The organism is Agromyces tardus (genome assembly GCF_003710805.1).
Lineage (GTDB): Bacteria > Actinomycetota > Actinomycetes > Actinomycetales > Microbacteriaceae > Agromyces > Agromyces tardus.
The window spans coordinates 61,515-73,384 of record NZ_RHHB01000013.1; the positions used below are offsets into that span (position 1 = coordinate 61,515).

Sequence of the window (11,870 nt, forward strand, 5' to 3'; positions counted from 1 at the left end):
GTGCACCCGGGACACATTCGACTCAGTGCAGGAACGAGGCAGGGAGGCCACGATGATCACTGATCCGTTCGATACCGGACCCACGGGCGCGTTCCGGACGCTGTGCCGGAACTATCCCGACGACACCGTCTTCCGCGGCGCCGACGGCTTCCGCTCGCTCTGGGGGCCCATCTTCTACCGCGGACGTGCGAACGGCTCCGCGCGCCTGCTCGTCATCGGCCAGGACCCGGCCCAGACCGAGGCGGTCACGCGCCGGATCCTCTCCGGCCAGGCCGGCCGCCGCGTGCAGGGCTTCGTCGAGAAGCTGGGGTACTCGAAGAGCTACCTGATGATCAACGCCTTCCTGTACGGGATCTTCAACCAGAACATGGCCCTGCCGCATCTGAACGATCCCGACATCCAGGCGTATCGCGACCAGTGGCTGGAGGCGGCGCTCGCACCGGGCAGGATCGAGGCGGTCGTCACGTTCGGCACGCCCGCGTTCAACGCGTGGACGGCGTTCCGCGCGACGCCGGCCGGGCAGGGCGTGACGGCCTTCCACCATCGGGCGCTGCACCCCACGGCCGACAAGCCGGGCGGGCCGATCTCCCGGAAGGACCTCCTCGACAACTGGAACGTCGCCCTGCAGGCCCTGCACGCCAAGATCCAGCACCCCGACGTGACGAAGCCGCTCGTGCCCTACGGAAACGACTTCACGGCGGCGGAGCTCCCGGAGATCCCGAGCCGCGACCTTCCCATGGGCCTGCAGCCGTGGATGCGCAGCACGGACTTTTGGGCGAGCATGTCCCCCACCCCGGGCACCGAACGGGCCAACATCTCCATCGAGGTCCCCTGAGGATCTCCATCGACGTCACCGGAGGCGCACATGAGAAAAGCCCCGACCTGGCGAGAGGTCGGGGCTGATCCGTGCACCCCCAGGGACTTGAACCCTGAACCCACTGATTAAGAGTCAGTTGCTCTGCCGATTGAGCTAGAGGTGCGTTTCGGGCCGGATTTCAGCAACCCGAACCGAGGGACCACGTTATCAGGTACGGGGGCCCGATGTGAAATCGAGCGGGCGGGCGAGTCGGATGCCGCGGCGATAGCCTGAACGGGTGACCGACCACGCCCTCGCCGACGACCTCGCCCTCGCCCTCGAACTCGCCGACCTCGCCGATGCGGCCGCACTGGCGCATTTCCGCGACGTCGACCTGCGCATCGACACGAAGCCCGATCGCACCTTCGTGACCGAGGCCGACCTCGCCGTCGAGCGCGGCGTGCGCGAGCTCCTCGCCGAGCGGCGCCCCGACGACGGCGTGCTCGGCGAGGAGTACGGCACCGCGGGCTCCGGCTCGCGGCAGTGGATCGTCGACCCGATCGACGGCACCTCGAACTTCCTGCGCGGCGTCCCCGTCTGGGGCGCGCTCATCGCGCTCACGGTCGACGGGGTGCCCGTCGTGGGCGTCGCGTCCATGCCCGCGCTCGGCCGGCGCTGGTGGGCGGCCCGAGGCCTCGGCGCGTTCACGATCGACGCGCCCGGGGGCGAGCCCCGCGGCATCCGCGTGTCGCAGGTCGCCGACCTCGCCGACGCGTCGCTGAGCTTCCAGAGCATCGCGCAGTGGCGCGACGCCGGCTACCTCGAGCAGCTGCTCGCACTCGGCGAGCAGGTGTGGCGCGACCGCGCCTACGGCGACCTGTGGGCGTACACGCTGCTGGCCGAGGGGCTCGTCGACATCGTCGCGGAGTTCGACGTGAAGCAGTGGGACCTCGCGGCGCTCATCCCCATCGTCGAGGAGGCGGGCGGGCGCTTCACGTCGGTCACGGGCGCACCCGGGGCCGCACACGGCAGCGCCCTCGCGACCAACGGGGTGCTGCACGACGCGGTGATCGCCGTGCTCGCGAGCCACGCGGCATCCGGCCCCGTCGACGACCCTGCGGCCACCGAGGCGGAGCTCGGCGCCTGACCATGCAGCTCTGCATCTTCACCGAGCCGCAGCAGGGCGCGAGCTACGAGCACCAGCTCGCGCAGGCGCAGGGCGCCGAGCGCCTCGGGTTCGACGGCTGGTTCCGCAGCGACCACTTCCTGCGCATGGGGCCCGGCGACCCGCTGCCCGGCCCGACGGATGCCTGGACGACGCTGGCGGGGCTCGCCCGCGAGACGAGCCGCATCCGGCTCGGCACCCTCGTGTCGTCGGCGACCTTCCGGCACCCCAGCGTGCTCGCGATCCAGGTGGCGCAGGTCGACGCGATGTCGGGCGGCCGCGCCGAGCTCGGCCTCGGCACCGGCTGGTTCGGCGCCGAGCACGCCGCCTACGGCATCCCGTTCCCCGAGCGGCGATTCGGCCTGCTCGAGGAGCAGCTCGAGATCATCACCGGCCTCTGGACGACCCCGGTCGGCGAGGAGTTCGACTTCGCGGGCAGCCACTACACGCTCGAGCGCTCCCCCGCCCTGCCCAAGCCGGTGCAGCAGCGGATGCCGCTCATCATCGGCGGCGGCGGCCCGAAGCGCACGCCGGCCCTCGCCGCACGGTACGCCACGGAGTTCAACATCGGCTTCGTCGGCGAGGACGTGGTCGCGGCGAAGTTCGACGGCGTGCGCCGCGCATGCGAGGAGGCGGGGCGCGATCCGGCGACGCTGCGCACCAGCGTCGCACTGCCCACGGTGGTCGCCACGGATGACGCGACCTACCTGCGTCGCATCAGGGCGATCCACGCCGACCCCGACACCTTCGCCGAGGTCAACATCGCGGGCACGCCGGAGCAGGCCGCGGAGAAGCTCCGTCGCCTGCGCGACCTCGGCGCCGACCGCGTCTACCTGCAGCTCGTCGACCTGCGCGACTTGGAGCACCTCGAGCTCATCGCCGCGGAGGTGCTGCCGCACCTGCGGTGACGCCGGGGTGCGTCGCACGCGCCGACGCCGCCGTGGATCGCGGTCACCGTCGCGCGCGCAGCAGCGTACCCTTGTATGCGAGGCCGGGGGGCCTCGATGGGGGAAGAACCGATGATGACGCGCCGACGGCATCGGGTCGCGGACGAGCAACCGCTGGGTCCGGAAGACGACCCGTATCTCGCCTACCTCATCTGGCGAGAACAGCGAGACGCCGAGGCCGTGGCCGCGGCCGCCGACGGCGCACCGGCAGCCGAGGCGGCGCAGTCGGACGAGCGCGCGGACGACGCCGCACCAGCCCGATCGGGAGTCCGGTCCTGGCTCGGGCGATTGTCGGCGCGCCGGCACGTCAACGCCGCCGGCGGCGAGCGCGACCGCCCCGCACCCGAGGCGGCACCCGGCAGGGAGTGAGCCGTCGCATCCGAGGATCGCTCCCGGCTGTCCGCACGGTGCTCGATCCTTCGCACGGTGCTCGATGCGAGCACCCGACGGTGACGGATGCCAGGGCACTCCACACGCGACGAAGGCCGCCCCGGGGGGCGGCCTTCGTCGCGGCAGACTCGCAACGTGCGACAACGACCGATGGTGGAGATGGGGGGAATTGAACCCCCGTCCATCGCTGTGATTCCACGCCTTCTCCGGGCGCATCCTGTGCAAGCGTTCTGCTCGGCCTCGACCTTTGCCACAGGCACCTAAGTCGACAGGCCCAGCCTGAGAAGAGTCCCGCACGTCGCTCAGGCGACGACGTGCAGCAAGTTCCCTAGATGACGCCAGCGACCGGGGCGGGAACAGACCCGGGCTGACGGACTATCGGGCTCGCTTAAGCAGCGAGGGCGAAGTCAGTGCGCTTAGCATTGGCACTTATTGTTTTGCAGAGATCGTTTACGAGATAACCCTGCATCCTCGGCCCGCTTCTCGTGGGTTCGCAGGCGATGTCGAAACCGATCATCCCCATGATCCGCCGTGCTGACCTGGGTCAGCCTGACGGGCCGTTGTCGCACGCTGTGGAGTTTCCAATCCCGGGCTTCGATGCGTTCGCACGCCTTCTGCCCGGCCTCACAGTCTAGAACATACGCCGTGCCCCCGCCATTCCCGGCTCGACGATCCACCACTCGACCGCCCGCTGCGCCGCCGGATAGCGTGGGGCCATGAGCGAACCCGTGCTGATCACCGTCGTGGGCAAGAGCGAGGTCCACCATCCCGCCGAACGCGGCACCGTCACCCTGGGCGTCTCGTTCGAGGGCCCCGAGACGGCAGCGTCCTTCGAACCCGCCGCCCGCGTGCACACCGCGATCGCCGACGAGCTGCGCAAGCTCGCCGCGCAGCATCCTGCGCCGATCACCTGGTGGTCGAGCGGGACCCTGCAGACGTGGTCGCGCCGGCCGTGGAACGCCGAAGGCAAGATCCTGCCGCCGGTCTTCACCACCGCCACGACCATCGAGGCCAAGTTCGCCGACTTCGCGGCACTCGCCGCGTGGGCGAGCCGGGTCGCGCTGGTCGGCGGCGTGACCGTGCAGGGCATCGAGTGGGCGCTCACCGAGCAGACGCGCGACGAGCTGCGCGCACGCGTGCGGCGCGAGGCGGTCGCCTCCGCGGTGCACAAGGCCGAGGACTACGCGAGGAGTCTCGGGCTCGGCGGCGTGTCGCCCGTGGCCATCGCCGACCCGGGAATGCTCGAAGCCGGGATGATGCCGTCCGAGTTCGCGCCGGCGCCGGCCGGCATGCGCATGGCGAAGGCGATGTCGGACTCCGGCGGCGCGATCGAGTTCACTCCCGAGCACATCACCATCGGCGCGACCGTGCACGCCAGGTTCCAGGCGGAGCGGGCCACGCAGTAGCGCTGCGCCGCACGCTCAGCGGGGTTCGATGAGCAGGCGCTCGAGGGCCGCGAGGTCCTGCAGGTCGAGACCCGACTCGAGCAGGTACTGGCGCACCGACCCGTGCGTCCGCTCGACCTCGTCGAGCGCCGACTCGAGTGCCTCGCGCGGGCTCGCCCCCATGAGCGTTCGCAGCTCGGGGCTGTCGGGCACGCCGTAGCGCCCGATCATCTCGACCATGCCCTCCAGCCATTCCCCCGCGAGGTGCGCCTCGGTCTGGGCGTAGTCGTGCAGCACGGCCTCGCGGTCGACGCCGGCTGCGAGGAGCGTGAGCGCGACGACGACGCCGGTCCGGTCCTTCCCGGCGGTGCAGTGCACGACCACGGCGCGGTCGTCGGGCGTCGAGGCGATCTCGCGCACCGCCTCCACGACGACGGACGAGTGCTGTCTCACGATGCGCAGGTAGAGGGCCTCGAGCGTGATGCCCCCTCGGCCCTGCGAGGCGCCCGAGCCCTCGAACACGGGCAGTCGCAACACCTCGACGTCGAGCCCTTCGAGGTCGTCGGGCATGAGCCGTGCCTCGTTCTCGTCGCGGAGGTCGATCACGACACCGACACCGAGCTCCCGCAGCTCCGCTCGGCCCTCCTCGCCGAGACGGTGGAGTCCGTCGGACCGGTAGAGCGCCCCGCGGCGCACGACGCCGGAGCGCGCCGGCAGTCCGCCCACGTCGCGGAAGTTGTAGGTCCCCGGAACGGGGATGCGGGTCGAGGTCTCCATCGCGCCGAGCCTACCTCCGCGCCACGACAGCACGGCTGTGAGGCTGCCCCGAACGGCCGGGGAGGCCGGCTCGACCGCCGCGCCACGCGGCATCCGCTCGACCGGCAACCGCGCCCGCGCGGCTCGTCGTGGGCACGAGCGCGTCAGTCGCCGAGGTTGCGGCGGCTCGCCATGGCCCGGTCGGCCTCGCGCTTGTCCTGCCGCTCGCGCAGCGCCTGGCGCTTGTCGTACTCGCGCTTGCCCTTCGCGATGGCGAGCTCGACCTTCGCCCGGCCGTCGCTGAAGTAGATCTTCAGCGGCACGAGCGTGTAGCCGCCCTCTTTCGTCTTGTGGCTGATCTTGATGATCTCCTGCTTGTGCAGCAGCAGCTTGCGCTTGCGACGGGGCGCGTGGTTGTTCCAGGTGCCCTCGGTGTACTCGGGGATGTGCACGGCGTCGAGCCACATCTCGCCGCCGTCGATGAACGCGTAGCCGTCGACGAGCGACGCCCGGCCCTCGCGAAGGGATTTCACCTCGGTGCCGGTGAGCACGATGCCGGCCTCGTACGTGTCCTCGATGGTGTAGTCGTGGCGCGCCTTGCGGTTGGTCGCCACGACCTTCTCACCACGTTCCCTGGGCACGGCGCACTCCTCGCTTCGATGACGGATGCCGCCCGGCCGGTGCCGGGCAGCCGTTCAGTCTAGCGGATGCCGCGGCATCCGCCGGCGGTCGTGCCCACGCCGTGCCGGTGCTCGGCCCCGGCTACACCCGCAGGTAGCGCGAGATCGCGATCGCGGCCGAGACGGCGGCGAGCAGCACGCCCACGCCGACGAGGAGCGGCACGACGAGCAGGGCATCGCCGAGATCGACGAAGGTGAACGACAGGCTCTTCGCGAGGTAGCCCTGCACGAAGAACTGCACGATGCCCACCACTGCCGCACCCGCGAGGAGCGAGCCGATGAGCCCGGCGAACACCCCCTCGAGCACGAACGGCGTCTGTATGAACCGGTTGGAGGCGCCGACGAGCCGCATGATGCCGAGCTCCTTGCGCCGCGAGAACGCCGAGAGGCGGATCGTCGTGGCGATGAGCAGCGCCGCCGCCACGAGCATGATCGCGGCGATCGCCACCGCGGTGTAGCTCGCGACGTTGAGCACGTCGAAGATCTGGTCGAGGTACCGGCGCTGGTCGACGACCTGCTCGACGCCCGCCATGCCGGCGAGGCTCTCGACGAGCACCGCCGACTGCGACGGATCGACGAGGTTCACCCAGAAGGTCTCGTTGAGCACCTCGGGGGTGACGTAGTCGGCGGCCGGGGTGTCGGCGAACTGCTTCTGGAAGTTCTCGTACGCCTGCTGCTGGTCCTCGAAGTAGTACTCGTCGATGAACGGCTTCAGGGTGTCGGAATTGAGCTGCGCCTCGACGGCGGCCTTCTGCTCGTCGGTCGCCTGGCCGTCGGTGCAGCCGGGTGCGGTCGACACCGAGGTGCACAGGTACACGGCCACCTGGGCGCGGTCGTACCAGTAGTTCTTCATCTGCGCGATCTGCAGCTGCAGCAGCGCGGCGGTGCCCACGAACGTGAGCGACACGAACGTGACGAGCACGACCGACACGACCATCGAGGCATTGCGCCGCAGGCCGTTGCCGACCTCGGCGAGCACGAGTCCGAACCTCACTTGACGGGCCCCACTTCCTGCTCGTCGTCGCCCGCGCGCGGGCCGCCGGGTGCCCGCAGGCCGAGTCGCTCCGCGAGGGTGAGGTGGGATGTCGCGCCGTCGCCCACGGGCGAGGCCGGCCTGCCCGCCGGCGTCGACGCGTCGGCGTCATCCGCGGAGCCGCCCTGCTCCTCGCCGAGGCGCGGCACCACGCCGGTCGCGGCGGCGGTGATCGCGGCCGCCTCGTCGGTGACGTCGTCGCTCGCCTCCTCGGGCTCGACGTAGAGGGGCTGCGCGTCGCGCATGACGTCGACGGCCACCTTCGGTGCCGCGGCGTGGATGGCCTCGGCGGCGATCGGCTCCACGTGCTCGGCGTCCTCGGCGGCCTGGCCGTAGCCGGCGCTGCGCTCGTCGCGCACCACCTCGCCCGCCGAGAGCTCGATGACGCGCCGCTGCATCTGGTCGACGATGCCGGCCTCGTGGGTGGCCATGACCACGGTCGTGCCCGAGGCGTTGATGCGCTCGAGGAGCGTCATGATGCCGGCGCTCGTCACCGGGTCGAGGTTGCCCGTCGGCTCGTCGGCCAGCAGGATCTGCGGCTTGTTGACGATGGCGCGGGCGATGGCGACACGCTGCTGCTCGCCGCCCGAGAGCTCGTGCGGCATCCGCTTGCCCTTGCCGTCGAGGCCCACGAGCTTGAGCGTCTCGGGAACGGCCGCCTGCACGAAGCCGCGCGACTTGCCGATGACCCGGAGCGTGAACGCCACGTTCTCGAAGACGTTCTTGTTGGGCAGCAGCCGGAAGTCCTGGAACACGACGCCCAGGTTGCGGCGGAAGTACGGCACCTTGCGGCTCGAGATCGTGCCGAGGTCCTGCCCGAGCACGTGGATCCGGCCCTTCGACGGCTTCTCCTCCTTGAGGATCAGCCGCAGGAAGCTCGACTTGCCGGATCCCGATGCGCCGACGAGGAAGACGAACTCGCCGCGGAGGATCTCGACCTCGATGTCGTTCAGTGCAGGCCGGTTCTGGCCCGGATAGGTCTTGGTGACGGAGTCGAAGCGGATCATGTCGGTGTCGAGCTTAAGCAGCGCCGTGACGATCCACACCACGACTCGCCCAACTCACGGATTGCAGCGCGGCGACGCGCGGACGCGTCGACGATCCACCGTGCACGGCACGGGCGAGATGCGTAGGTTGGATGTCGGGACTGACGCGGTTCCGGGAGTGATCATGGCCGTTCCATTCATCGGCATCGTCGCCGATCGCAAGGCCGCGAGCTACGGCGCGTGGGTGGACATCCCCACCGATGCCATCTCGCACACCTATGTCTCGGCGATCCAGGAGGCGGGCGGTGCGCCGCTCCTGTTCCCGAGCGTCGACGTGCACGTCGAGGACCCCGGGCGCCTGCTCGACCTCGTCGACGGGCTGTTCCTGCCGGGGGGCCGCGACCTCGACGCGACGATCTACGGCAGCGAGGCGCACCCGAGCAACGATCCGCCGCTGCGCATCCGCGACGAACTCGAGATCGCACTCGCCCGGCTGGCCCGCGAGCGCGGCGTCCCCGTGCTCGGTGCGTGCCGCGGCATGCAGGTCATCAACGTCGCGTTCGGCGGCACCCTCGAGCAGCACCTCGGCGACCGGCTCGACCTCACGCCGCATCGCTCCCCGGAGCTGGGCACGCGCACGTCGCATCCCGTCGCCATCTCACCGGGAACGCTGCTCAGCAGGATCACCCACGACGACGAGTTCGACATCGCGTCGCACCACCACCAGGGCGTGGACGTGCTCGGTGAGGGGCTCGTCGCCTCGGCGTTCGCGCCCGACGGAGTGGTCGAGGCCGTCGAGACCACCGAGGGCGCCTTCTGCCTCGGCGTGCAGTGGCACCCGGAGGAACGGCTCGACCCCGAGGGGATCGCGCTCATCCGGGCGTTCATCGCCGCAGCGGCGGAGCATGCGAAGACCCGGGCGGGCGGGCGGGCGACCGTCAGCGCCTCGGACTCCCGGCGCTGATCGGGCCGGAGCTCAGTCCTCGGTCTTGCGCTTGCGCCACTTGATGCCGGCGGCGATGAACCCGTCGAGGTCGCCGTCGAACACCTTCGAGGGGTTGCCCTCCTCGTAGTCGGTGCGCAGGTCCTTCACCATCTGGTACGGCGCGAGCACGTACGAGCGCATCTGATCGCCCCAGCTCGCGGTGATGTTGCCTGCGAGCTCCTTCTTCTGGGCGGCCTCCTGCTCCTTCTGCAGCAGGAGCAGTCGCGACGCGAGCACGCGCATGGCGGCCGCGCGGTTCTGGATCTGCGACTTCTCGTTCTGCATCGACACGACGAGGCCGGTCGGGAGGTGGGTGATGCGCACGGCTGAGTCGGTGGTGTTGACCGACTGGCCGCCGGGGCCCGAGGAGCGGAAGACGTCGACGCGGATGTCGTTCTCGGGGATCTCGATCTCCTGCGCCTCCTCCATGAGGGGGATGACCTCGACCGCGGCGAAGCTCGTCTGCCGCTTGCCGGCCGCGCCGAACGGGCTCATGCGCACGAGGCGGTGCGTGCCCGCTTCGACCGAGAGGGTGCCGAACGCATACGGCGCGTCGATCTCGAAGGTGGCCGACTTGATGCCCGCCTCCTCGGCGTAGCTCGTGTCCATGACGGTGGCGTTGTAGCCGTGCTTCTCGGCCCAGCGCAGGTACATGCGCATGAGCATCTCGGCGAAGTCCGCAGCATCCACCCCGCCGGCGCCCGCGCGGATCGTGATGACCGCGGGACGTGCGTCCCACTCGCCGTCGAGCAGCGTCTGCACCTCGAGGTCGCCGATGGCCTTCTGCAGGGCGATGAGCTCGGTGCGCGCCTCGGCGGCGGTCTCCTCGTCGTCGGCCTCCTGCGCCATCTCGATGAGCACCTCGAGGTCGTCGAGGCGCGAGTCGATGCCCGTCACCCGGGCGAGCTCCGACTGGCGGTGGCTGAGCGCGCTCGTCACCTTCTGGGCCTTCTCGGTGTCGTCCCACAGGTCGGGGGCGCCCGCGGCCTCGGAGAGCCGGGCGATCTCCGCCTCGAGGGCGTCGACGTCGACGACGGAACGGATGTCGTTGAAGGTGGAGCGCAGCGCGGCGATCTCCTGCGTGAGGTCAAGATCCAACATGGCCTCCCCAGCCTAGTCGCCGGGCATAGCATCGAGGTGATGACCGCCTCCACGCCACCGTTCTCGTGGCGCTCGATCATCCTCCCCGCCTACCTGCCGACGCTCCTGTTCTCGCTCGGCGAGGGCGCGATCATCCCCGTCATCCCCGTGGTCGCGACCGAGCGGGGCGCCTCGCTCGCGCTCGCGGGCCTCATCGCGGCCATGCTCCTGGTCGGCGGGCTCATCGGCGACCTGCCGGCCGGGTGGCTCGTGGCCCGCATCGGCGAGCGCAACGCGATGATCGGCGCCGCGATGCTCGCCGTGGTCGGGGTGCTCATCGCCCTGGCGGCGCCCACGGAGCTCGCGCTCGGCATCGGCGTGTTCCTGCTCGGCCTCGCGACCGCGGTGTTCGGGCTCGCACGGCACGCGTTCCTCACGAGCTACGTGCCCGCCGGCGTGCGGGCGCGAGCGCTCTCGACGCTCGGGGGCGTGTTCCGCGCGGGCTGGGCGGTGGGCCCGTTCGTCGCGGCGGCGCTCATCGCCGCCACGGGGTCGCCCGAGAGCGTGTTCTGGGTGCTCGTGGCGGCGTGCTTCGCGGTGGTCGTCGTGCTGCTCCTGCTGCCCGACCCCGAGCGCGTGTTCGGTGCGGCGAGGCTCGCGCGCGCGGCATCCGGAACCGGCCGTACCGAGGGCGAGATCGAGGCGGATGCCGCAGCGCAGGGCGTGTTCCGCGCGATCGCGACGCACCGCGAGGTGCTCGTACGCATCGGCTCGGGCATCGGACTGCTCGCCGCGATCCGCGCGAGCCGCATGGTGATCCTGCCGCTCTGGGCCGTGTCGATCGGGATGCCGCCCGAGACCGCCGCGCTCGTCATCGGCATCTCGGGGGCGATCGACTTCGCGCTCTTCTACGTGAGCGGGCAGCTCATGGACCGCTTCGGCCGGCTCTGGGGCGCGATCCCCGGCCTCGTGGGCCTCGCGATCGGCCACCTCGTGCTCGCGTTCACCCACGACCTCCCGGATGCCGCGGCCTGGTTCACCGGCGTCGCGGTGCTGTTCGGCGTGGCGAACGGGCTCTCGAGCGGGGTGATGCTCACGCTCGGCGCCGACCTCGCGCCGAAGGCGCACCCCGCGCCGTTCCTCGGCGCGTACCGCACGATCGCCGACGCCGGCGGGGCGGTGGCGCCGCTCGTCATCGCGGCCATCACGTCGGCGGTGTCGATCATGGCGGCGAGCGCGACGATGGGCGTGGTCGGGTTGGTGGGCGCGGCGGTCATGTGGCGATACGTGCCGCGCTACGTGCCGCGCCGGCCGCGGCCAGGCGACGCCGAGCCGCCGAGCGGCGACCGCGGCACGCGGGCCGACTGAACCACCTGCTGCGCCGGCGCTCAGGTGAGCCGGTCGCGCGCCGCTTCGGCCGCCTCGGCGTGGTCGCGAGCACGGTCCGCCGCGGTGGCGGCCTTCGCGTGCGCGCGCTCCGCCTCGCGCTCGTCGCGCTCGGCTGCGGCGATCTCGGTGCGGAGCTCGCGCAGGCGCGCTTCGATCCCGTCGCGTTCGGCGCGCAGCCGGTCGGCACGGGACTCGGCGTCGTGCAGCGCCTCCTCCGCGTCGGCGAGCGCGCGCTCGGCGTCGCCGGCGCGGTCGCGCGCGTCACGCGCGTCGGCTTC

The 11,870-nt window shown here is 71.2% G+C and carries 12 protein-coding genes, 1 tRNA gene, 1 other RNA gene and 1 pseudogene; 7 read left to right on the forward strand and 8 right to left on the reverse strand.

Features of this window, described 5'->3' with window-relative positions; all coding sequences use genetic code 11:
- Nucleotides 1-52 precede the first annotated feature (52 nt).
- A complete protein-coding gene (locus EDM22_RS09130) occupies nucleotides 53-835 on the forward strand; it encodes a uracil-DNA glycosylase family protein (RefSeq protein WP_122936753.1) in 783 nt (260 codons plus the stop codon).
- A gap of 72 nt (nucleotides 836-907) precedes the next feature.
- On the opposite strand, the gene EDM22_RS09135 is transcribed toward EDM22_RS09130, so the two are convergent.
- Nucleotides 908-980 (reverse strand) — tRNA-Lys (locus EDM22_RS09135).
- 114 nt (nucleotides 981-1,094) lie between these two features.
- Here EDM22_RS09135 and EDM22_RS09140 point away from each other — a divergent pair.
- The 3 genes from EDM22_RS09140 to EDM22_RS09150 all read left to right on the forward strand — a co-directional run bounded on the left by EDM22_RS09140 (nucleotide 1,095) and on the right by EDM22_RS09150 (nucleotide 3,277).
- Nucleotides 1,095-1,943: an inositol monophosphatase family protein gene (locus EDM22_RS09140; protein ID WP_122936754.1), complete on the forward strand. Its 849-nt coding sequence runs from the start codon at nucleotides 1,095-1,097 to the stop codon at nucleotides 1,941-1,943.
- A gap of 2 nt (nucleotides 1,944-1,945) precedes the next feature.
- Nucleotides 1,946-2,869, forward strand: coding sequence for an LLM class F420-dependent oxidoreductase (locus EDM22_RS09145; protein WP_122936755.1), 924 nt, complete (start codon nucleotides 1,946-1,948; stop codon nucleotides 2,867-2,869).
- A 111-nt stretch (nucleotides 2,870-2,980) separates the two neighbouring features.
- The gene (locus EDM22_RS09150; RefSeq protein WP_122936756.1) at nucleotides 2,981-3,277 is read left to right on the forward strand and encodes a hypothetical protein; all 297 of its coding nucleotides are present in this window, start codon (nucleotides 2,981-2,983) and stop codon (nucleotides 3,275-3,277) included.
- 172 nt (nucleotides 3,278-3,449) lie between these two features.
- Here the strand turns inward: EDM22_RS09150 and ssrA are convergent.
- Nucleotides 3,450-3,819: a transfer-messenger RNA gene (gene ssrA / locus EDM22_RS09155) on the reverse strand.
- A 195-nt stretch (nucleotides 3,820-4,014) separates the two neighbouring features.
- Here ssrA and EDM22_RS09160 point away from each other — a divergent pair.
- Complete coding sequence (locus EDM22_RS09160) at nucleotides 4,015-4,704, forward strand: SIMPL domain-containing protein (protein ID WP_122936757.1); 690 nt, start codon at nucleotides 4,015-4,017, stop codon at nucleotides 4,702-4,704.
- 15 nt (nucleotides 4,705-4,719) lie between these two features.
- Here EDM22_RS09160 and EDM22_RS09165 read toward each other — a convergent pair whose 3' ends face one another.
- The 4 genes from EDM22_RS09165 to ftsE form a co-directional block, all read right to left on the reverse strand.
- Entirely contained in the window at nucleotides 4,720-5,460 is a 741-nt protein-coding gene (locus EDM22_RS09165; protein WP_122936758.1) for a tyrosine-protein phosphatase, read from the reverse strand.
- Nucleotides 5,461-5,603: 143 nt separating this feature from the next.
- Entirely contained in the window at nucleotides 5,604-6,080 is a 477-nt protein-coding gene (gene smpB, locus EDM22_RS09170; RefSeq protein WP_122936759.1) for an SsrA-binding protein SmpB, read from the reverse strand.
- A gap of 121 nt (nucleotides 6,081-6,201) precedes the next feature.
- Nucleotides 6,202-7,113 (reverse strand): permease-like cell division protein FtsX, encoded by a 912-nt coding sequence (gene ftsX / locus EDM22_RS09175; RefSeq protein WP_122936760.1) that lies wholly within the window; start codon nucleotides 7,111-7,113, stop codon nucleotides 6,202-6,204.
- Complete coding sequence (gene ftsE / locus EDM22_RS19835; protein WP_212591922.1) at nucleotides 7,110-8,159, reverse strand: cell division ATP-binding protein FtsE; 1,050 nt, start codon at nucleotides 8,157-8,159, stop codon at nucleotides 7,110-7,112. The genes ftsX and ftsE overlap by 4 nt, the downstream gene beginning before the upstream one ends.
- 163 nt (nucleotides 8,160-8,322) lie before the next feature.
- Here ftsE and EDM22_RS09185 point away from each other — a divergent pair, with 163 nt between their 5' ends.
- Nucleotides 8,323-9,102 carry a gamma-glutamyl-gamma-aminobutyrate hydrolase family protein gene (locus tag EDM22_RS09185; RefSeq protein WP_170964074.1) on the forward strand — a complete coding sequence of 260 codons (780 nt, stop codon included), beginning with the start codon at nucleotides 8,323-8,325 and terminating at the stop codon, nucleotides 9,100-9,102.
- Nucleotides 9,103-9,114: 12 nt separating this feature from the next.
- Here the strand turns inward: EDM22_RS09185 and prfB are convergent, their stop codons facing one another.
- Entirely contained in the window at nucleotides 9,115-10,224 is a 1,110-nt protein-coding gene (prfB, locus tag EDM22_RS09190; RefSeq protein ID WP_122936762.1) for a peptide chain release factor 2, read from the reverse strand.
- A gap of 39 nt (nucleotides 10,225-10,263) precedes the next feature.
- Here prfB and EDM22_RS09195 point away from each other — a divergent pair, with 39 nt between their 5' ends.
- Nucleotides 10,264-11,571: an MFS transporter gene (locus EDM22_RS09195; RefSeq protein ID WP_122936763.1), complete on the forward strand. Its 1,308-nt coding sequence runs from the start codon at nucleotides 10,264-10,266 to the stop codon at nucleotides 11,569-11,571.
- A 20-nt stretch (nucleotides 11,572-11,591) separates the two neighbouring features.
- Here EDM22_RS09195 and EDM22_RS19530 read toward each other — a convergent pair.
- Nucleotides 11,592-11,870 (reverse strand): annotated as a pseudogene (locus EDM22_RS19530) (hypothetical protein); the annotation flags it as partial.